Origin of the sequence: Rickettsia typhi str. Wilmington, from assembly GCF_000008045.1 — a bacterium.
Classification (GTDB): domain Bacteria; phylum Pseudomonadota; class Alphaproteobacteria; order Rickettsiales; family Rickettsiaceae; genus Rickettsia; species Rickettsia typhi.
The window spans coordinates 513,083-534,024 of sequence record NC_006142.1; the positions used below are offsets into that span (position 1 = coordinate 513,083).

Genomic DNA, 20,942 nt, shown 5'->3' on the forward strand with positions numbered 1-20,942 from the left:
GATGGCAAATATAGAAACAATATTAAAACTTGCTGAGGAAAAAATCTTATTAGTACACAATTTAAAAGATTTGCAAGAATATAAAGTAGAATTTTTAGGTAAAAACGGCATAGTAACCAGTGAGCTTAAAAAATTAAGTAGTTTAGTAAATGGACAAGAGCGTAAAGAATTTGGCTTAAAAATCAATACATTAAAAGATAAAATACATAATATAATAAAAGCAAAAGTGCAAATTTTAGAGGAAGAAGAATTGAATTTAAAACTTGCTGCCGATAAAATTGATTTAACCATTCCTGCAAGAAGATATAAACAAGGTTCTATTCATCCAATAACTCAATGTATGGATGAGTTAATACAAGTATTTGCGCAGTTTGGTTTTACCATAGAAAATGGACCGAATATAGAAAATGATTTTCATAATTTTACCGCTCTCAATTTTGAATATGACCATCCAGCAAGGCAGATGCACGATACTTTTTATTTAAAAGGTCGTGAAAATGATAAACCACTGCTATTACGAACTCACACCTCAACAGTTCAGATTAGAGCTATGAAAAATGGCAAACCGCCTTTTAGATTTATAGCACCTGGTAGAACTTATAGATCAGATTCAGATATGACGCATACTCCGATGTTTCACCAAATAGAAGGACTTGTGATTGATAAAAATATCAATATGGGGCATTTAAAATATGTTATCATAAAATTTATAAGAAGCTTTTTTGAAAATCCTAATATTGAATTACGCTTTAGACCTAGCTTTTTCCCATTTACAGAACCTTCTGCTGAGGTTGATATTCGAATGAATAAAAATGATAAATGGCTTGAAGTCCTTGGGTGTGGGATGGTGCATCCAAATGTGCTTAAAAATGTTGGTATTGATAGAAGTGAGTATCAAGGTTTTGCGTTTGGTCTTGGAGTAGAACGCTTTGCAATGCTAAAATATAATATCAAAGATTTAAGACGATTTTTTGAAGGCGATATACGTTGGCTTAAACATTATAATTTTGAGAGTTTTGATATACCGAATTTAGCAGGAGGGCTGACAAAATGAAATTTACGTTATCATGGTTAAAACAATTTTTAGAGATTTCAGCTTCAGTGACTGAAATTGCTGAAGCTCTCACAGATATTGGTCTTGAAGTAGAAGAGGTGATAGATAAGGCGACAGAATTACAAAAGTTCGAAGTGGCATATATTAGAAACATTAAGCCTCATCCATCAGCTGATAAATTAAAGCTTTGTGATGTTGAGACTAAAAACGGTATATTACAAATAGTTTGTGGTGCAAGTAATGTAAGAGCAGATATAAAAGTAGTACTTGCAAATATCGGAATAGAAATACCAAAGGGTAATTTTAAGATTAAGGAATCTATTATTAGAGGTGAAAAAAGCTATGGTATGCTTTGCTCTGAAGAGGAATTATTACTATCTTCAGATTCTAATGGTATTATAGAGTTACCTGAATATGCCGTAGTTGGAGATAATTTTACTAGATATTACGGTTTAGATGATCCTATATTTGTTATTAATGTTACGCCTAATCGTGGTGATGTACTTGGAGTTTATGGAATCGCAAGAGATCTCTCAGCAAAAGGACTCGGGACACTTAAAAAACTAGAATTGCCGGAAATAAAGAGTACATTTTTTTCTAAAATAAAGCTGAACGTGCACGATAAAGCAGCTTGTCCTTTGTTTACATTTCGTGAAATAAGAAATTTAAAAAATAAACCAAGCCCTAGTTGGTTGCAGCAATTATTAAAAAATGTTGGTATAAAAACTATTTCCAGTTTAGTGGATATAACAAATTATATTGCCTATAGCTTTGGGCAGCCTATTCATGTTTATGATGCAGATAGGATATATGGTGCGCTTAGCGTAGGTCGTGATTGTAACTGTAAAGTAATCTCTTACAAAAATCATGAGATTGCAACTGCTGTTTTGAAATCTAGTAATGATACAGCCAATTTTTATGCCATAAATGGTAAAGAATATTTACTTACTGAAAATGATTTGACTATAAAAGATGAAAGTGGTATTCAAGGTCTTGCTGGTATTATTTGTGGAGCTAAAAGTAGTTGTAATGACAGTACTATTAATGTCATACTTGAAGCTGCTTGCTTTAATGCAAGACTGGTTGCAGCTAGTGGACGAAGATTAAAAATTGATACGGAGTCTAGGTATCGTAATGAACGTAATATCGATAGAAATTTTACTGAAAAGGCTTTAGATATAGCAACTAATCTTATTTTATCAATATGCGGCAACTGTGAAGTATCAGAAGTAGTAAAAGTTGGCGAACAAGAGCTGCAAAAAATCCCTTTAGATTTTTCAGTATATTTTTTAGAAAAAATTACAGGAATTAAATTAAGTATAAAAGAGATAGAAGTTATATTAAATAAACTTGGATTTATTACAGACGTTAAAGGTGATATTATAAAGGTAATAGCCCCTTCTTGGCGTCATGATATAAATATTTTAGAAGATATAGCTGAAGAAATAGTTCGTATTTACGGTTATGATAAAATAGAAAGTATAAAACTACCTGAACTGCATCAAGATAATAATAATTTAAGAGAATATAAAAGAATATCTAGTTTTAAAAGGATATTAGCAAGCCAAGGTTATGATGAGGTAGTAACTAACTCTTTTATGAGTAGCGAAGATGCCAAATTATTTGCTGAATTAAAAGAGGAGTTATTTTTACTTAATCCTATGAGCATAGATGAAAATTATATGCGTCCTACAGTGTTACCAAATTTGATAAGTATAGTAAGTAAAAATTTAGCACGAGCTATAAAAGATATGGCTTTTTTTGAAGTTGGACCGAGTTTTATAAATTTAAATACAGAATTAACTTATTTGACGGCAATTATAAGTGGTTCATTTAATAATAAAAATCCTCATTCGCTTGGACGAAGCTATGATATTTTTGATATTAAAGGTGCTTTAGAGCAGGTAATTGAGTATGCAGGACTATCTTTAGACAAATGTATAGTTGCAAATGAGACAGTATTGCCACAATATTATCATCCAACTAGAGCAATAAATATAAGACTTGGTAAAAATTTATTAGGTCATTTTGGACAAATACATCCTAAAATTCTGAAATATTATGATATTAATCAAGAAATATTTGCATTCGAGCTAAATATTACTAATCTTCCGTTGATAAAAGCTAAATTTGGGAAAAGAAATGAATTAAAAGTATCAGATTTTCAAGCTAATTTTAGAGATTACTCATTTATTGTTAATCAAGATCATAGAGTCGGTGAAATAATATCATATATAAATAATTTTAATAAAAATCTTGTCAAATCAGTGATGTTATTTGATATTTATAGCGGTGATAAATTACCTGAAGGTAAGAAATCTATATCTATTAAAATAGAACTACAAGCAGATGATCGAACGTTATCGGAAACTGATTTAAATGCATTTAGTCAAGATTTAGTTGAATCCATTTCGCAAAAATTTCAAGGAACATTAAGAGAATAACAATATGTTAAAATTAATCGTTGAAACGAAAACGTTAGTACAGTCCCTCGGTTTTGCAAGATCTGTTGTTGAAAAACGTAATGTAATACCTGAATATGCAAACATAAAATTATCAGCAAAAGATGGCAATCTAGAGCTTAGTTCTACTAATATGGATTTGTACTTAAGTCAAAAAATTGCAGTACAGGTATTAAGTGAAGGGGAAATTACCGTTTCTACACAAACTCTAAGTGATATAGTCCGCAAACTGCCAGATTCTGAGCTTACATTAACAGAACTAGATATAATGAAACTTGAAATCAAAGGTCAAAACTGTCAATTTAATTTATTTACTTTACCTGTTAGTTCTTTTCCTGCGATGGATAGTATTAAACCTGAAGTAAGCTTTAAAATTTCTTGTGCGGATTTTGCTAAAATAATCGAATCAACAAAATTTTCAATTTCTTTAGATGAAACTCGTTATAATTTAAATGGTATTTATTTACACATAAAAGATAAAGAATTTTTTGCAGCAAGCACTGATGGGCATAGACTTTCAATTTCATGGATAACATTGGAAGAAAAAATAAAGAATTTTGGAGTTATATTACCTCAAAAAAGTGCAGAAGAAATTTTAAAAATAGTTAAAGATCTTAAAAATATACATGAAGACATAGAAATTTTATTAAGTAGTAATAAAATTAAATTTATATGTAATGAAAATACTATTTTACTGTCAAAGCTTATAGATGGGACTTTTCCTGATTATAGTGCTTTTATTCCGAAAAGCAGCATATCAAAATTAGTGATTAATCGAAAAATATTTGCAGATAGTATAGAAAGGATAGCGATAATAACCGTTGAGAAATTTAGAGCGATCAAATTATCATTATCTCGTAAGACCTTAGAGATTAGTGCTGTCGGAGAAGCAAGAGGCAACGCAAAAGAGATTATTACTGCCTCACAAGATAAAGAAAGTTTCTATGAATATAATTGTGATGAGTCTTTAGTCATAGGCTTTAATCCACAATACTTAGAAGATGTTTTAAAAGCAGTAAAATCGAATTTAGTAGAATTATATTTCTCAGATATTTCAGCTTCAGCACCAGTACTTATTAAATTTCCTCAAAATCCTAAAGATATTTTTGTAATCATGCCTGTTAAGGTTTAATTTTTATAAAACTCAGAATCATATAAATATTACAAAAAAACACTCACAGTAGAACATACTAAAGTTTAAAGTTAATAGCTTATAAAGTATTATAAGATCATTTTGATTTTTTGATAAGCCAAATTTAGATGTTTAATGAACAATAAGAACAAGAACTTCAGATTTTAAATTGATGCTTAATTAAATCTTTTATATGTTATTCAGCAAAAGTGAGAATTGCAAAAGTGAAATAAACAAAACTTTATTTTTTCTACGCGTGCGTGACAGACAATTAGTTTAAATAATTTTTGACTAATAATCAAAGCTCCTTTATGATTTCCATCAAGCACTCTAATTAAATTTGTTATGAAAAAAATTATCGGATTATTTGTAATTATACTTCTTGTAATAAATATTAGTATCTTAGCGTATGATTATCCAAAAGCAGAACAAGAACAGAAATGGGATGAGGTAGGTTCTATAGCAGGTGAAAGTGGATTAGTTTTTAGGCCTGGTAGGGTAAAAAACGAATCTACTAAAGCTGTAGGAGGTACAGTTAATAAATATCTCTGGCAAGCAGCATTGGAAATTATAAGTTTTATTCCTCTTGCATCAGTTGATTCAAACGGTGGTGTGATTATTACGGAATGGTATAGTCCACGTTCTAATACTAATTTTCGATTTAAAATCAATATCTTTATTAAAGATGATGTAATAAGTCCTGATGCAATTGAAGTCAAAATATTTGAAGAAATGCTAAAAAATAAACAATGGATCCTTAATGAAAATACCTCAAATTTTGCTATCATGCTTGAAGATAAAATTTTAAGAAAAGCTAGAGGTATATATATTAATAGTGTGAGGTAATATTTTATACGGTTGTATTACTTAGCGTGAGACTACATGATGACAAATAAATTAAACAACAGATATGCACAAAATAGAACAAAAATGGCAGAAAATTTGGAAAGAAGAAAAAGCTTTTCAAGTATCAAACGATAGTAGTAAGCCAAAATATTATGTGCTCGAAATGCTTCCTTATCCTTCTGGTAAAATCCATATAGGTCACATACGTAATTATTCTATAGGTGATGTGATCGCTAGATTTATGACTATGCAAGGCTTTAATGTGTTGCATCCAATGGGTTGGGATGCTTTTGGATTACCTGCAGAAAATGCTGCAATACAAAATAATTCTCGCCCACAAGATTGGACATATTCTAATATCGAGTATATGAAAAAGCAGCTTCAATCTATGGGCTTTTCTTATGATTGGACTAGAGAGATAAACAGCTGTGATCCACAGTATTATAAACATGAGCAGAAATTTTTTTTAGAGCTTTATGATAGAGATCTTGTTTATCAAAAAGAATCGCTTGTGAATTGGGATCCAGTTGATAATACTGTGCTTGCGAATGAGCAAGTTGTAAATGGTCGTGGTTGGCGTTCAGGTGCAATTATTGAAAAGCGTTACTTAAATCAGTGGTTTTTAAAAATCACAAATTATGCTGAAGAATTATTAAATGAAATTCAGAATTTAAAAGATTGGCCTGAAGCAGTACGTGTTATGCAAGAGGAATGGATCGGTAAATCAACAGGTGTTAATTTCCATTTTAAGATTAAATATCATGAAAATAGTACTATAGAAGTATTCTCAACTAAGCCTGAAACAATTTTTGGAGCTAGCTTTATAGGTATTGCATTCAATCATCCGATAATAGAGCAATTAATTTTTAAGACGGATGAAATAGCAAATTTCATAACTAAATGCTCATATATTACAAAAAGTAGTGAACTAGAAAAATCTGAAAAAGAAGGTGTATTTACAGGTCTGTATGTTATACATCCTTTCGATGCAAATATAATTTTGCCGGTTATTATTACGAATTTTGTGTTAATGGATTACGGTACTGGTGCTATTTTCGGTTGTCCTGCACATGATAAACGTGATCATGAATTAGCCATGAAAATGAATTTACCTATAAAGAAGGTAATTGGAACAGATAATACGCAAGAGGAAGTTTTAATTAATTCTGATTGGCTAAATGGTTTAACTAGTAGTGAAGCAAAACAAAAAGTAATCTCAAAATTTGAGACATTAGGTATAGGTAAACGCAGTGTAAATTATCGTCTAAAAGATTGGGGGATTTCACGTCAACGCTTTTGGGGGTGTCCTATTCCTATAATTTATTGTGAGACTTGTGGTATAGTACCAGTACCTTATAAAGATTTACCAGTTACTTTACCTGATGATGTGAGTTTTGATAATAACTATAACCCACTTGAACATCATCCTAGTTGGAAACATGTTAATTGTCCAAAATGTGATAATCATGCTATTCGTGAAACCGATACTTTTGATACCTTTTTTGAATCGTCTTGGTATTTTACTAGATATTGTAATAACAATGCTGTAGAAATGACTGATAGCAAAGCTTGTAATTACTGGCTTCCTGTTGATAAATATATAGGAGGTATAGAACATGCGGTGATGCATTTATTATATGCACGTTTTTTTACTAAATTAATGAACGAACATCATTATGTGAGTATTCGAGAACCTTTTAAAGGGTTGTTTACCCAAGGAATGGTATTGCATGCTACTTACAAAGATGAGAATAATAATTGGCTATATCCTGCAGAAGTAGTGAAAAATGGTAATGAATTTTTTCATAAAGAAACCAATACTAGAGTAGTGCAGGGACGTATTGAAAAGATGAGTAAATCTAAAAAAAATATAATCGATCTTGAAACAATTCAAGAACAATATAGTGCAGATGCTATTAGACTTTTTGTATTATCCGATAGTCCACCTGAAAAAGATCTACAATGGTCAGCAAGTGGTATTGAAGGATGCTCACGTTTTATACATAAACTTGATAATATGTTTGAGGTAATATCTTCTTTAAAAGATGATATGAATAATGAAATTAACACGGAACTTAATAGATTAATCCATTTCACAATAAAGCACGTTGCAGATGATATAAAAACTTTTTCCCTAAACCGAGCAATAGCGCGTATGCGTACACTTACTAATGCTATATACTGTGAAATCTCTAAAGATAAGATTGATGTTAGAACTATAAAGTATGGTTTTAATGTTTTAATACAGTTACTAAACCCTTTTATCCCACATATTACAGAAGAAATTTGGCAAAAGCTTGGGAATAAAGAACGGTTATATAAATCAGTTTTTGCTGAATTTGATGACTCAATGCTTGAGTTCAGCACATATATTATGGCAGTGCAGGTTAACGGTAAATTACGTGATACTTATGAATTTAATACTGACATAAGTGAAGATGAAGTAAAGCAAATTACTGTTAATTTACCAAAGATACAAAAATTCTTAGCAGGAAAAGAGCCTAATAAGATTATTCTCGTACCTCGTAAAATTGTAAATATTATTATTTAAATTGTAATTATGTGAATGTCTTCTTGCTATAAGAATTTTTATTTTTTATCGTTGTAATCCTCTAATATTATTACCTAATAAGTAAGAGTTGTAACTTGTATTTCATAGGTACTAGGTTTAGTGAATTTTCTAATATTACTTCTTATTATTCAATTTCTTCTTAGAGTTATGGTTAACATTTTGTTTTTTTCTAAGATTATACTACTAACAAAAGAGCAATGATTTTATTTTGAAGTCAATAAATCATTTTACTAAATTAATGCGTGAAGATATCGATTTGATCCCAACCTATAAGGTCTAAATTAACTCTTGTTGGTAAAAAACGAAAAATCTCATGTGCAAGTTCAAGTCTATTTTCTCTAAATAGCATTTTTTGTAAAATATCTTTTAATTGATGCAAATAAAGTACATCTTTTGCTGCATATTCTTTTTGTTCTAAAGATAAATTGTCAGTACCCCAATAGGAAGATTGTTGTTGTTTTGAAATATTTATATTAAGCAATTCTCTGCATAAATCTTTAAGACCATGGCTATCAGTGTAGGTTCTAACTAATTTTGAGGAAATTTTAGTACAAAAGATATTTTCTAAATCTATACTTAAATATTTTTTTATAGATGCTAAATCAAATCTAGCAAAATGAAATATCTTGCATCTAGTTTTATCTAACAATAGCGCTTTAAGATTAGGAGCAGTATAATCTTGATTTATAAAATGAACAAGATGAGCTGCACCGTTACCGTTACTAAATTGAAGTAAACATAGTTTATCTCTATGTATATTTAATCCCATCGTTTCGGTATCTACCGCGATATCTCCTTCAAGTTTAAAATTATTAGGTAAGTCGTTTTGATAAATTTTTATGTTCATAAATTATGTTTAATTTTAAATCAATAATGTTATTATTAACTAATCTATTTTTTATTAATTACAAAAATTAGAAGTGGTACTAAATATTTTGTGAGATTTATTCGACAATTACTTTGTCAGTTTTTTATAATAACTACCTACCTTTGATTGGCGATATCTTTGATTGTAAAGACCTGCTCATTTGGAGCAGCTATTCCTAAAATTTTTTTTACTTGTTCTTCTAACATATCTTTATTTAATGATTCTGTTCGAAGCAATTTAACGTTATGTTCAAGTTCTACTCTTTTTGCTCGTAAAATTTTTAATTCATCATACGCTTTTTCAAGTTGCCTATTAACTTTTAAATATGCAATAATACCTTTGTTGCCATATATGCAATGAAAAATAAAATACACAAGCAGTAACGCTAAAAAGATATTTAAAATTATTTTTTTAGAATGCTTGTTAAAATGTATTATCATAAATAAATATTTATACCAAAGAATACTGGAGCTGTTAAAATAATACTATCAAATCTGTCTAGCACTCCTCCATGACCAGGTATTATATGACCACTATCTTTAATATTAAATTTTCGTTTAAAATATGAAATAAATAAATCACTTGATTGAGCTATTAATGCTAGTATACAACTAATAATAAACAAATATATTTTGTTTGAAAAATAGTAATTTTCAATATGATAATATGGTATTAAACTAACTAATACTGCAATTAAACCTGCTGATATTGTTCCAATAATGAGACCAGTCCAAGTTTTTTTAGGACTAATTTTTGGAGCAAGCTTTGTACCTTTAAAAGTTTTGCCTCCAATCATTGCAAAAGTATCTACTGACCAAATTATGCAAAAATAAAGCATAATAACCAATCTATTACTCTCTTGCGTACTTAAAAATATTAATAGACTTATAGGAATCGGAATAATAATGAACCCAATTAATAGATAATGAATCGAAGAAGAGGTCATATTACACCATTCACTTAACATTCCAAGACCAACTAATATCATTAGAATATAGAATAAAGTCTTAAACCATAATATGGCTACAACAAATAACGAAACTAGAACTATACCAGATATTATTCTTAAATAGATATTTTGTTTATCTTTTGCCAAATGTTCTTTTTCTTTTTGAGTAATCATTTATAGCTTCATGTATATCATCTTTATTAAAATCAGGCCAATATTTTTGTGAGAAATATAATTCAGCATACGCTGCTTGCCAAAGCAAAAAATTACTGATGCGATAAACTCCACCAGATCTTATTAATAAATCTACATCCGGCATTTCTGGATCATATAAAGCATGCTGTATATCATTTTCGCTCACTTGTTTTTTCCCATTTGCAATAATTTTTGTGCATGCATCAACTATTTCTTGGCGGCTTCCATAACTAAAAGCTATACACAGTTTTATTTTATTATTATTTTGTGTTAATTCTATAGCATTATTTATTTGTTTTTGCAATGAGCTTCTTAATAAATTAAGCCTTCCTATTACTTTTATTTTAACTCCGTTTTCATGTAAACTATCTAATTCATTTTTTAAATAGAGACTTAATAGTTTTATTAAGAAATTTACCTCAGAGCTTGAGCGTTGCCAGTTTTCCGAAGAGAAAGTGTATAAAGTTATATAAGGTATATTAAGGTTAATAAATTCCGGTAGTAATTCACGAATTTTATCGGCCCCTGCTTTATGTCCTTCAGATTTTGTTAAGTTATGTTGATCTGCCCAACGTGCATTACCATCCATTATTATTGCTAAATGTTTTATAGTAGTCATTATTGTATATTTTAGATGTTGTTTTATAGATCAATGTACCTGGTATCATATAGTATGATTGACCATGGTATATAGAATAACAACTTAAATAATGTTTTTTTATTTATTTTTTATGTATCAAGCTATACGTAATAATATAGCAAACAAAAGTTATATTTTAGGTATTTCTATTCTTACCAATAGTCCACCTAAATTCTTACTATCTTCTAAATAAATACAACCTTTATGATTATTTATTATTTCTTTAGTGATAGCAAGTCCAAGTCCTACATTGCTTGAATTATCAAGTTGTCTTGCTTTATCAGATCTATAAAATGGTTTAAATACAAGATGTTTTTCCATATCATCTATACCGATACCGTTATCTTCTATAATTATAGTTACGGTAGATTGATTATTTTTCACAGAAATTTCAATTTTAGTCCCATATTTTATAGCGTTACCGATTAAATTAGACAATGCTCTTTCAAAAGAATTTGGTTTCATGAGTACTGCTAGTTTATTTAAATTAGTAGATTTTATAAATTCAATATTTATATGAGGCCATTTATTTAAAAGATGCTCAATCCAAGGTAATAATAAAATTTCTTCAAATTCTTCTGTACTTTCGCCTTTAGCAAAATCTAAATAAGAATTTATCATTTGCTGCATAGTTAATATATCTTGTTTAAATCCTTTGATTGCTTCGTTTTCTTCCATCAATTCAAGTTGTAATTTCATTCTTGTTAAAGGAGTTCTAAGGTCATGTGAGATCATAGCAAGCATATTAGTTCTTTTATTAATTTGTTTTTCAATACGAGCTTTCATTTTTAAAAAAGCAAGTCCTGCGTTTCTTATTTCTAAAGCACCTGAAGGTTTGAAATTGTTGCTTTTTAAAATACCTCGACCAAATTTATCCATACTATCAGCAAGTGTTAATATTGATTTAATTTGATTTTTTGAAAAAATAATAGAAACAGAAAGTAATATAATAGTTAAAGATATAATCCATAAAACAAATATATATACTGTAGGGTTAAGTAATAATTTTGCAGGAAAAGTAATATATAATATTCCATCTTTTAATTCTAAAAATACTTCAATTTTATTTTCCTTATTCAGTTTAACTATATTTTTTTCATAAATCTTTGTAGCTAAAATATTTTTAAATATAGTTAAAGGTTCACTTAATTTAGACTGTTTTATAGATAACTTTTTATTAAACTGAAACTGATAAGATAAATTAAGATAATTTTCTAATAAATGTGTGCTCTCTCTTGAATTATTTTTATGCTCTTTAATAAGTGATTCAATTTCATTGATAATAATAGTACTAGTATAATATGAAACATTATACCAATGACGATCGTAAAACAAAAATATAGCAACTATTTGTCCTATTAAAATTGGAATGATGATAATAAACATGAACCGTATAAATAATGTTTTCGGTAATAGTTTAGATATAAAGTGCATAGCCATCATTACGCACTGTTTTTAAATATTTTGGTTCTTTTGGGTTATCTTCTATTTTACTTCTTATTCTTGTAATCTGTACGTCTATAGAACGCATACTCAGTCCTCCCATTATTTTTGAAAGTTCAAAACGACTAGTAGACTTCCCGGAATTTTTTATTAATATCTCAAGTAGTTTTTGCTCAGTAGAGCTAAGAGATACAATTTGATTATTTTTAGTAAATTCTTTTGTAGTGCAATTATACAAATTATTGCCAAATTTAATTATATTTGTTGCTTTCTTAAAGTTATAGTTATTGATTAAGTTATTTATTCGCAGTAATAATTCTCTTGGTTCAAAAGGTTTAGTGATATAATCAGATGCACCAGCTTCAAGCCCTTTAACACGCTCATTGGCTTCTGATAAAGCAGTAAGCATAACTATAGGAATAGTATTACCAGCATCCCTTATAGTAGTGGCAAAATCAAGCCCTGTTATTTCAGGTAACATAACATCTAAAATGATTAGATCATAATTAGAAGTTTTTAATAGATTTTTAGCTTCTATAACTGAGTTTGCCGTTGATACTAAAAAGTTATTTTTATTTAAAAACTGCTTTAAAAGTGCTAATATTCTGCTATCATCATCTACAATTAAAATATGTGGTTGCATTTATACTCATTTTTTATCTCGTGGCTTGAACACGGGCTCAAAATTATTAATATCATAGTTGTTTTTTGCTCTCGTGGTTACACCACGGGATGGAACCTCTAATTTAATATAAATATAACTTAATAACAATGATAAAACTAGAGCAAATTTGTCGGTATGTTTGGATTAATGGTGATTTAATCCCTTATCAATTTGCAAGGATTCATGTTTTAACTCATAGCCTCCATTATTCAGGATCGGTATTTGAGGGTGAGAGAGCTTATAACGGAAAAGTTTTTAAACTAAAAGAACATACAGAAAGATTAATACAATCAGCAGAAGCACTAGGTTTGAAAGTGCCTTATAGTGTAGACGAGATAATAAAAGCGCATGAATTTTTAATAACACACAATAATATTAAGGATGCATATATAAGACCGCTTATTTGGTGTGGAGATGAGTCGCTAAATATTACTAATCCTGCTTTGTCTACTAATTTTTTGATTGCAAGTATTCCATCAATGCCAATGTCTTGCGAACAAGGGGTGAATTTACATGTAAGTAGATGGCGTAAAGCAATGCCTGATAGCACACCGGTACAATCTAAATCTGCTGCTCAATATAATATGGCAATAACGAGTAAAAAAGAAGCTAAAGCTCTTGGCTATGATGATGCATTATTACTTGATTATGAAGGGTTTATTGCTGAATGTACTACAACAAACATTTTTTTTGTTAAAGATACAACATTATATACTCCTATTGCTGATAGATTTTTAAACGGTATTACACGAAAGACTATTATTGAAATTGCAAAAAATTTATGTCTAGAAGTAAAAGAAGAGCGTTTAAAATTAGCACAAATAGAGTATTTTACTGGGTGTTTTGTGACAGGTACGGCAATTGAGGTACAGAATATTAGTTCTATAGATCTTGGCGATAAAAAGATTCTTTTTGAAGATTGCAAAATTGCAGATCTGTTAAAAAAAGAATATTTACGTATTGTTAGAGGATAGATACAATGCCATGAATTTGTGCAATTTTAGCATTGTCACTTCATGTTGTGTGGCTAGGTATATGGGATCAAAAATACTAATATTATATTTTAAAAGTTATTTTAGATCCAGTTGTAAAGCACAACAGTATGACAACGAAATCGTTTTTTAAGCCATGTAATAACATCAATTCCTATTATTATATAAACATCTTAGTATAACAGTAACGTAACAATTAAAATAAGAAAAATTATGTATAACATATTTAAAGGTTTAATTACTGCACTGATAACACCTTTTAAAAATAATAAACTAGACTTATATGCTTTCGAGAGTATTCTAAACCAGCAAATAAAGCATGAAGTCGATGCAGTATTAATTGCAGGCTCAACAGGAGAAGCTAATAGTTTAAGTTTTGAAGAATATAAATTATTACTGAAAACTAGTGTAGAAATTGTTAATAATCGTATGCCTATAATAAGTGGATGTTCTTCAAATAATACTGCTTATGCAATAGAGCTTGCAATAGCATCTAAAAAAATTGGTGTTGATGGTTTTATGGCTAGCCCTCCATCTTATGTAAAACCGACTCAACACGGAATTTATAAGCATTTTGAAGCATTACATGAAGCGTGTAATTTACCTATAATGTTATATTCCGCTCCAACTAGAAGCGGAGTAGATTTTTCTGATGAGACAATATTAAGACTTAGCAAGTTACCGCGTATTTTAGCATTAAAAGATTGTGGGGTAGATTTAGAGCGTCCTATGCGAATTAGAGCAATAGTTAAAGAGGATTTTAATATTTTAACCGGTAATGATGAAGTAGTTTTAGCATTTCATGCACAAGGTGTAATAGGGTGGATTTCCGTAACCTCTAATATTGCACCTAAGATATGTAAAGAGTTATTAGACAAGTGGTATAATAATGATATTCAAGGTGCATTAGAGATGCATCAGAAATTACTACCTTTATATAAAGCATTATTTTTAGAATCTAATCCAATTCCAGTAAAATATGCTGCACATTATTTAGGTTTATGTGAAAATGAAATTAGATTACCCTTAACTGAAGCAAGTGATAGTGCGAAAAAACAAATTAAAAAAATTATAACATCACTATCTATAAAAATATGACAGAATATAAGAAAGTTATTGCACAGAATAAGAAAGCAATTTTCAATTATTTTATTGAAGAAATATTAGAAGCAGGTATTGTATTAAAGGGTAGCGAAGTACAGTCTCTACGTCAAGGTAAAGCTTCCATAGATGAAAGTTACGCATCAGATAATGGACATGAGGTATTTTTGTATAATTGCCATATTACAGAATATGAAAAAGCAAATAGATTTAATCATTCTACTCGTAGACCACGTAAATTATTATTACATACTAAAGAGATCAAGAAAATTATTGGTAAAATTAGAATAAAAGGCTATACGCTAGTTGCGCTTTCTATGTATTTTAATAAAAATAATAAAGTAAAAGTTGAGCTTGGCATCGCTAAAGGTAAGAAGTTATACGATAAAAGAGCTACAATTAAAGAAAAAGATTGGAAAAAAGATCAGAGCAGGTTAATAAGACAGAAATAAGTTATACTAGGTGCAGTTCCGTCATGTGGAAAGAGTTGTAGTACTTACACATATTAGTAACTGGTACATCTCAGCACAGTGCAAACTTATTATTTTTTTTTGAGATCTTCTACTTTTTATTCATATTAAATTAAAAGGATATTTATGAAGCATATTATAGGTAAAATATTGGTTATATTTGTAGTTATTATAGGAGTTTTATTTGTTGTTAAAACAATAAAAACTTATTCTACAAATTCAATTTTTGTTGAGGTTAAACAAAGCGAAGATGCAAAAAAATGTGAAGAGGCAAGAATACAAGAAATAATCAAAGATTATTTACTGAAAACACCAGAAATAATAATAGAATCAATAGAAGGTTTGCAAAAGCGTAAAATACATGAAAACGAGACTAAAATTAATAATTATCTCAAAGCTAATAAATCGACTATTGAAAATAGCGCAAACTTTCCTGTTATAGGGAATCAAAACGGTGATATAACAATAATTGCTTTTTATGATTATAATTGTTCTTTTTGTAAAAAAGGTGATATTTCTATAAATGAATTATTACAAAATGATCAAAAAGTTAAAGTTGTATTAAGACCACTCCCTATACTTGGCGATGCTTCAGAATATCTTGCAAGAATAGTGTTGGCAGTTTATAAGGTTAATCCTAATAAATTTAAAGTTATTCATGATGCATTAATAAAGATCAGAACTGCTTCTCAGGAATCCATAAAAGAGTTATTAATCGAGCATGGATTAAATTCCACAGAAATTGAAAAAATTGCTGATAGTAATGAGATTAAAGATTTAATTACTCAAAATATAAAAATCGCTAGAAGTCTTAGAATGCAAGGCGTACCTACGTATATAATCGATTCAAAATTAATACATGGATTAATAGATTTACCGCAATTATTAAATTTAGTTAAAGAAATTATGGATAATAAGTTTTCTTAAACACTATAAATTTGTATCTTTTCAAAAGTATTGCGTCTTCTTGCCAGATAGACTTGTAAAACTCAATCGATGTAATCCTGTAATCCAGTACGGGTCGCCATCTAAACAAATAATGTTAATATTAAGTAAATATATAAAATTATTGGAAAATTTAAATTTGGTTATACGTGGGTTATGCATGATAAATCTTTTATAGAAATTACCTCTTGCTTGCCCTAACATTGTTACTAAAATTTTTCTATCTTCTTTTTAAGAATTTTACAATTTATACAACATCATAATGGAGCTAAGCTAATTTAGCATTAGATTTTTATCGTCATGAAAAGATATTTTCTAATATAGCATTATATTAGAATGTTAGCCCTTATTACAAGTACAAAGCAGAAATTTGAAATCAAAATTAATAAACCACACTAATAATAAATAGTTTAAGTTTTTCAAATTACTTATAAAGTCAACTATTTATTATTTAATATTGAGTTAGTAAATTTATTTTATTCTAGATTTTATTTAGTAAATCTAACATCGTTTTACCAATATCAGCAGGTGATTTAGTGATAGTAACTCCAGCGCTTTGTAGTGCTTCAAGCTTATCTTTTGCACTCCCTTTGCCGCCAGAAATAATGGCTCCGGCATGGCCCATTCTTTTATCTGAAGGTGCTGTAATACCTGCAATAAAGCTAACAATAGGTTTTTTGATTTTAGATTGTTTAATAAAATCAGCCGCATCTTCTTCGGCGTTACCACCAATTTCACCAATCATAATAATTGCTTTTGTTTCATCATCTTGCAAAAACATCTCAATACACTCAACAAAACTAGTGCCATTAACAGGATCACCACCTATACCGATACATGTAGATTGTCCAAGTCCTACTGCAGTTGTCTGTGCAACTGCTTCATAAGTTAGAGTACCTGATCTTGAAACTATACCTATAATGCCTGTTTTATGAATATGTCCAGGCATAATGCCGATTTTACATTCACCTGGTGTAATAACCCCAGGACAATTAGGACCGATTAATCTCGTTTTAGAACCGATTAAAGCACGTTTTACTTTTACCATATCAAGCACTGGAATGCCTTCTGTTATACACACTACTACTTCAATTTTAGCATCGATTGCTTCTAATATCGAATCAGCAGCAAATCCAGGCGGGACATATATAACGCTTGCATTCGCATCAGTTTTTGCTTTTGCTTCATGTACTGTGTTGTATACAGGTAAATTAAGGTGCGTATGTCCTCCTTTCCCTGGGGTCACACCGCCAACCATATTAGTACCATAAGCTATAGCTTGTTCAGAATGAAAAGTGCCTTGTGATCCTGTAAAACCCTGACATATAACTTTTGTTTTTTTATTTATTAATATTGCCATGTGAAATAATTTTTATTGTTTATTTTACTTTGATGTTACTGATTAACTTAATCATGAAATTTACTTTTAAATACTGCAGTGTACACTAAATTGGTTTTTTCTGAGTTATATAACCACATTTACTTGCAATAGCGTATTTACCGTATAGCTTCAACTATCTTATTTGCTGCATCTGCTAAATCATGTGCTGGTATTATTTTTAAATTGGAATTTGACAAAATTTCTTTACCTTTTTCAACGTTTGTACCTGCTAAGCGAACTACTAATGGTACTGTTATACCTATGTCTCTTGCAGCGGCAATAATTCCTTCTGCTATAATATCACAACGCATAATACCGCCAAAAATATTAACTAAAATTCCTTTTACTTCTTTATCTGATAGAATTATTTTTAATGCTTCTTTTACACGCTCACGGTCTGCGCCACCGCCTACATCTAAGAAATTTGCAGGTGAAGCACCGTAAAGCTTAATAATATCCATAGTCGCCATTGCAAGACCAGCACCATTAACCATACAACCAATATTACCGTCCATTTTTACATAACTAAGTCCTGCATTCGCTGCTCGCGTTTCTAGCGGATCTTCTTCATCATGATCACGCATTGCAGTAATATTTGGATGTTTAAATAAGCCATTATCATCAAAAGTGATTTTTGCATCTAAGGCCAATAAGTTTTTATAGCTATTTATAATTAACGGGTTAATTTCAATTTGTGTTGCATCAGTTTCAATAAAAGCATTATAGACTGATTTTACTATTTCTTTCATCTGTTTAGCTTGGCTATCCTTGAATCCTAACCCATACGCTATGCCTCTCATATGAAAATCTTGTAAACCAGTTGCAGGATCAACTGCAAATTTAATAATTTTTTCCGGCATTTTTTCTGCTACTGCTTCAATATCAACACCACCTTCAGTAGAAGCTATGAAAGTAATACAGCTAGCCGATCTATCAAATACGATACTAAAATAATATTCTTTTAAAATATCACAGCCTGATTCGATATAAAGATGATTTACTTTTTGTCCTTGAGGTCCTGTTTGATGCGTTACTAAATTAATACCAAACATATCATGAGCCACTTTTTTGGCTTCTTCTTTACTTTTTACGACTTTAACTCCGCCTGCTTTACCTCTACCTCCTGCATGGATTTGTGCTTTAACTACATATACTTTCGTGTTTAATTTATCTATAGCTTCATTAATCTTTTCAGTTTTAGTAACAACTAATCCGGTGGACGTAGGTACGCCATATTTTCTTAAAATCTCTTTTGCTTGATATTCATGAATATTCATTTTAAATAATTTTTTAAATAATAAAATCTTAGTATAAGAATTAATTTGTAAACTGTAAAGAAGAGAGTTTGCAATAGCTAGTCATTCTCGAAACTTAATCTCAGGATCTAATGTCACAGATTGAAAACAATGTGGTTAAGCTACAGAAAATTATACTCTCTCAATATTGCTTAAAAACCAATCAACTTCTTTGGTGTTAGCATTACGTGTAAATGTCCATTCTTCTTGTAAATTTTCAATTTTGTCAACTACGTTTTTGCCTTGAAATAGCAACTTAATAAATATGTTATTACCAAACATATAAATTTCTGAATATTTTGCACTTAAAGCTGATGAGTCAAAAAAATCGCCATATGACGGTGTAATTTTTTCAAATTCTTCTAAGTATCTTTTGTCTATAAGCTCAGTTAATTCTTTAATATCTTTTTTATAAGCAGCCTCTATAATCATTTGGAAAGCAGTTTTGGCATTATTTATAAATTTAACTGGATCAAAGGAATAAAGGCGTTTATGTATTTGTTCCATTCCATCTACAACCGCATTGATATTATGCTCGACTATTATATCTTTAAAAACTTTAATATCTTGGACTCTTGAAATATTTTTTTCTGCTATTTTATTAGCTTTAACTGTACTGTAAGTTACATCCTTAATCATAGGTTCGCCAAAATAAGATTTATTCTTTATCTGTTCCTCTTCTGAGGTAGAACCGAGAGTCGTAATTAATTTATTAATAATGTAAAAGGCAATAATGGCAAAAATTAATAACTCTATTATTTGAGGAGACATTTTCTATTTTTTTTATTAAACGATTATCATTTATCTTAATATAAAAAAATAATCTTTTAAAGTATTTAATAAAAATAAAGATTTATTTTTATTAAAAAATTATATTTAAGATTTAAAAATTGCTATATCTCAATTATTGATATTGTAGTTTTGTATTTGTTAATTATATTTAATCAGCATTATTATAGTCTTTAATGTTATTACACTATTTAGTACTTTTGTACTATAAGTTTTTGTTTAGTATAACGAATATTATCATTTTCAATGATTAATTTATCATTTAGTACATATCTATTAATTTGTTTTGTCTTTAAGACTGCTACTTTTTAATAGCTTTTCTATTTTTATTGCATTATCAAATCCGTAATCGTAATGAAACCTTATTTCAGGCGAGAATTTCATGTTTATTTTATTAGTAATAAAATTTCTGATAGCATGTTTAGAATTATTTAACGCATCCATAATGTCATTAAATGTTAATTTAGTATTAAAGGGAAAGAAATAACAATTAGCTATTTTTAGGTCTGCTGTTACGACAATCTTTGTAATAGTGAGAGGACAATCAAAAAGTCTTCTATCCAGCATTTTACCACGTTTTAGAATTTCTATTAACACTTCATTTATAATGCTTGCTAATTTTTGTTGTCTATGAGAATTAGTTTTGGTTAATTTTTTCATTCGTTAAGATATATAGATTTTTAAAGCATAATAGCATGCTTTGGCAAAACAACCAATACTTAAAAATTTTAGAAATTTTGTTTTAAAAAAACCTGAAAATAAGGCAACAAAGCATCCCCAAAACGGGAAATAAATTAAGAAAATTATAAATATTTCATATTTATAATATAATTTTGTTAAATTTTTATGTCTTAAGATATTTTGTTCGTTTTTGGAAGCATAAAAAATATTTAAAACTATTCTTCCAAAAATATAATTCACTGTATTACCGCTAAGAGAAGAACAAATAGCTACTAGCAGCATTATTAATCTATTATAGCCTACGAACATTTTCATCGAATGAAATATTAATTCATTTTGGAAACCGATAATAAGATTTGAGACAAAACTATCAACGAATAATAAACTATATGCTTCAAATTGATTCATAAATGTAATAATTTTTTCTTTGATAATTATTTCTATCAAAAAAATGGGAATATAA

Annotated in this window: 20 protein-coding genes; 9 read left to right on the forward strand and 11 right to left on the reverse strand. The window is 29.0% G+C overall.

Annotated elements, in window-relative coordinates:
- Position 1 precedes the first annotated feature (1 nt).
- The 5 genes from pheS (at position 2) to leuS (ending at position 8,045) form a co-directional block, all read left to right on the forward strand.
- Complete coding sequence (gene pheS / locus RT_RS02020; RefSeq protein ID WP_011190864.1) at positions 2-1,054, forward strand: phenylalanine--tRNA ligase subunit alpha; 1,053 nt, start codon at positions 2-4, stop codon at positions 1,052-1,054.
- Positions 1,051-3,498, forward strand: a complete 2,448-nt coding sequence (gene pheT / locus RT_RS02025) for a phenylalanine--tRNA ligase subunit beta (RefSeq protein WP_011190865.1) — start codon at positions 1,051-1,053, stop codon at positions 3,496-3,498. Before pheS ends, pheT begins: the two co-directional genes overlap by 4 nt.
- 4 nt (positions 3,499-3,502) lie before the next feature.
- On the forward strand, positions 3,503-4,648 hold the full coding sequence (gene dnaN / locus RT_RS02030; protein WP_011190866.1) for a DNA polymerase III subunit beta: 1,146 nt from the start codon (positions 3,503-3,505) through the stop codon (positions 4,646-4,648).
- A 345-nt stretch (positions 4,649-4,993) separates the two neighbouring features.
- Positions 4,994-5,494 (forward strand): DUF3576 domain-containing protein, encoded by a 501-nt coding sequence (locus tag RT_RS02035; protein ID WP_011190867.1) that lies wholly within the window; start codon positions 4,994-4,996, stop codon positions 5,492-5,494.
- A gap of 64 nt (positions 5,495-5,558) precedes the next feature.
- Complete coding sequence (gene leuS / locus RT_RS02040) at positions 5,559-8,045, forward strand: leucine--tRNA ligase (RefSeq protein ID WP_011190868.1); 2,487 nt, start codon at positions 5,559-5,561, stop codon at positions 8,043-8,045.
- A 256-nt stretch (positions 8,046-8,301) separates the two neighbouring features.
- On the opposite strand, the gene RT_RS02045 is transcribed toward leuS, so the two are convergent.
- From RT_RS02045 to RT_RS02070, 6 genes are all read right to left on the reverse strand, one after another.
- Positions 8,302-8,913 carry a ribonuclease D gene (locus RT_RS02045; RefSeq protein WP_011190869.1) on the reverse strand — a complete coding sequence of 204 codons (612 nt, stop codon included), beginning with the start codon at positions 8,911-8,913 and terminating at the stop codon, positions 8,302-8,304.
- A gap of 137 nt (positions 8,914-9,050) precedes the next feature.
- The gene (locus tag RT_RS02050) at positions 9,051-9,374 is read right to left on the reverse strand and encodes an FtsB family cell division protein (protein ID WP_011190870.1); all 324 of its coding nucleotides are present in this window, start codon (positions 9,372-9,374) and stop codon (positions 9,051-9,053) included.
- On the reverse strand, positions 9,371-10,057 hold the full coding sequence (locus tag RT_RS02055) for a phosphatidate cytidylyltransferase (RefSeq protein WP_011190871.1): 687 nt from the start codon (positions 10,055-10,057) through the stop codon (positions 9,371-9,373). Before RT_RS02055 ends, RT_RS02050 begins: the two co-directional genes overlap by 4 nt.
- Entirely contained in the window at positions 10,017-10,697 is a 681-nt protein-coding gene (gene uppS, locus RT_RS02060; protein WP_011190872.1) for a polyprenyl diphosphate synthase, read from the reverse strand. Before uppS ends, RT_RS02055 begins: the two co-directional genes overlap by 41 nt.
- A 150-nt stretch (positions 10,698-10,847) precedes the next feature.
- Entirely contained in the window at positions 10,848-12,152 is a 1,305-nt protein-coding gene (locus RT_RS02065) for a sensor histidine kinase (RefSeq protein WP_044286903.1), read from the reverse strand.
- A complete protein-coding gene (locus tag RT_RS02070; protein WP_011190874.1) occupies positions 12,136-12,804 on the reverse strand; it encodes a response regulator transcription factor in 669 nt (222 codons plus the stop codon). Before RT_RS02070 ends, RT_RS02065 begins: the two co-directional genes overlap by 17 nt.
- Before the next feature lie 122 nt (positions 12,805-12,926).
- On the opposite strand from RT_RS02070, the gene RT_RS02075 reads away from it, so the two are divergent.
- The 4 genes from RT_RS02075 (at position 12,927) to RT_RS02090 (ending at position 16,315) form a co-directional block, all read left to right on the forward strand.
- Complete coding sequence (locus RT_RS02075; RefSeq protein WP_044286871.1) at positions 12,927-13,799, forward strand: branched-chain amino acid transaminase; 873 nt, start codon at positions 12,927-12,929, stop codon at positions 13,797-13,799.
- 231 nt (positions 13,800-14,030) lie between these two features.
- Positions 14,031-14,915: a 4-hydroxy-tetrahydrodipicolinate synthase gene (gene dapA, locus RT_RS02080; protein WP_011190876.1), complete on the forward strand. Its 885-nt coding sequence runs from the start codon at positions 14,031-14,033 to the stop codon at positions 14,913-14,915.
- Positions 14,912-15,370, forward strand: coding sequence for an SsrA-binding protein SmpB (smpB, locus tag RT_RS02085; protein WP_011190877.1), 459 nt, complete (start codon positions 14,912-14,914; stop codon positions 15,368-15,370). Before dapA ends, smpB begins: the two co-directional genes overlap by 4 nt.
- 144 nt (positions 15,371-15,514) lie before the next feature.
- Positions 15,515-16,315, forward strand: a complete 801-nt coding sequence (locus RT_RS02090) for a DsbA family protein (RefSeq protein ID WP_011190878.1) — start codon at positions 15,515-15,517, stop codon at positions 16,313-16,315.
- 499 nt (positions 16,316-16,814) lie between these two features.
- On the opposite strand, the gene sucD is transcribed toward RT_RS02090, so the two are convergent.
- The 5 genes from sucD to RT_RS02115 form a co-directional block, all read right to left on the reverse strand.
- Positions 16,815-17,693, reverse strand: a complete 879-nt coding sequence (sucD, locus tag RT_RS02095; RefSeq protein ID WP_011190880.1) for a succinate--CoA ligase subunit alpha — start codon at positions 17,691-17,693, stop codon at positions 16,815-16,817.
- A gap of 137 nt (positions 17,694-17,830) precedes the next feature.
- On the reverse strand, positions 17,831-18,991 hold the full coding sequence (gene sucC / locus RT_RS02100) for an ADP-forming succinate--CoA ligase subunit beta (protein WP_011190881.1): 1,161 nt from the start codon (positions 18,989-18,991) through the stop codon (positions 17,831-17,833).
- A gap of 150 nt (positions 18,992-19,141) precedes the next feature.
- Positions 19,142-19,780, reverse strand: coding sequence for a Tim44 domain-containing protein (locus RT_RS02105; protein WP_011190882.1), 639 nt, complete (start codon positions 19,778-19,780; stop codon positions 19,142-19,144).
- A 294-nt stretch (positions 19,781-20,074) separates the two neighbouring features.
- Complete coding sequence (gene rbfA / locus RT_RS02110; RefSeq protein WP_011190883.1) at positions 20,075-20,458, reverse strand: 30S ribosome-binding factor RbfA; 384 nt, start codon at positions 20,456-20,458, stop codon at positions 20,075-20,077.
- Between the two features lie 3 nt (positions 20,459-20,461).
- Complete coding sequence (locus RT_RS02115) at positions 20,462-20,887, reverse strand: YqaA family protein (RefSeq protein WP_011190884.1); 426 nt, start codon at positions 20,885-20,887, stop codon at positions 20,462-20,464.
- Positions 20,888-20,942 lie beyond the last annotated feature (55 nt).

What these genes read in the sequence shown, in the direction of transcription:
- sucD (WP_011190880.1), bottom strand. Translation starts at nt 17,693, where the DNA reads ATGGCAATATTAATAAATAAAAAAACAAAAGTTATATGTCAGGGTTTT.
- RT_RS02045 (WP_011190869.1), bottom strand. Translation starts at nt 8,913, where the DNA reads ATGAACATAAAAATTTATCAAAACGACTTACCTAATAATTTTAAACTT.
- RT_RS02055 (WP_011190871.1), bottom strand. Translation starts at nt 10,057, where the DNA reads ATGATTACTCAAAAAGAAAAAGAACATTTGGCAAAAGATAAACAAAAT.
- rbfA (WP_011190883.1), bottom strand. Translation starts at nt 20,458, where the DNA reads ATGAAAAAATTAACCAAAACTAATTCTCATAGACAACAAAAATTAGCA.
- pheS (WP_011190864.1), top strand. Translation starts at nt 2, where the DNA reads ATGGCAAATATAGAAACAATATTAAAACTTGCTGAGGAAAAAATCTTA.
- dnaN (WP_011190866.1), top strand. Translation starts at nt 3,503, where the DNA reads ATGTTAAAATTAATCGTTGAAACGAAAACGTTAGTACAGTCCCTCGGT.
- RT_RS02065 (WP_044286903.1), bottom strand. Translation starts at nt 12,152, where the DNA reads ATGCACTTTATATCTAAACTATTACCGAAAACATTATTTATACGGTTC.
- RT_RS02035 (WP_011190867.1), top strand. Translation starts at nt 4,994, where the DNA reads ATGAAAAAAATTATCGGATTATTTGTAATTATACTTCTTGTAATAAAT.
- RT_RS02050 (WP_011190870.1), bottom strand. Translation starts at nt 9,374, where the DNA reads ATGATAATACATTTTAACAAGCATTCTAAAAAAATAATTTTAAATATC.
- RT_RS02070 (WP_011190874.1), bottom strand. Translation starts at nt 12,804, where the DNA reads ATGCAACCACATATTTTAATTGTAGATGATGATAGCAGAATATTAGCA.
- dapA (WP_011190876.1), top strand. Translation starts at nt 14,031, where the DNA reads ATGTATAACATATTTAAAGGTTTAATTACTGCACTGATAACACCTTTT.
- uppS (WP_011190872.1), bottom strand. Translation starts at nt 10,697, where the DNA reads ATGACTACTATAAAACATTTAGCAATAATAATGGATGGTAATGCACGT.
- RT_RS02090 (WP_011190878.1), top strand. Translation starts at nt 15,515, where the DNA reads ATGAAGCATATTATAGGTAAAATATTGGTTATATTTGTAGTTATTATA.
- leuS (WP_011190868.1), top strand. Translation starts at nt 5,559, where the DNA reads ATGCACAAAATAGAACAAAAATGGCAGAAAATTTGGAAAGAAGAAAAA.
- sucC (WP_011190881.1), bottom strand. Translation starts at nt 18,991, where the DNA reads ATGAATATTCATGAATATCAAGCAAAAGAGATTTTAAGAAAATATGGC.
- smpB (WP_011190877.1), top strand. Translation starts at nt 14,912, where the DNA reads ATGACAGAATATAAGAAAGTTATTGCACAGAATAAGAAAGCAATTTTC.
- RT_RS02115 (WP_011190884.1), bottom strand. Translation starts at nt 20,887, where the DNA reads ATGAATCAATTTGAAGCATATAGTTTATTATTCGTTGATAGTTTTGTC.
- RT_RS02105 (WP_011190882.1), bottom strand. Translation starts at nt 19,780, where the DNA reads ATGTCTCCTCAAATAATAGAGTTATTAATTTTTGCCATTATTGCCTTT.
- pheT (WP_011190865.1), top strand. Translation starts at nt 1,051, where the DNA reads ATGAAATTTACGTTATCATGGTTAAAACAATTTTTAGAGATTTCAGCT.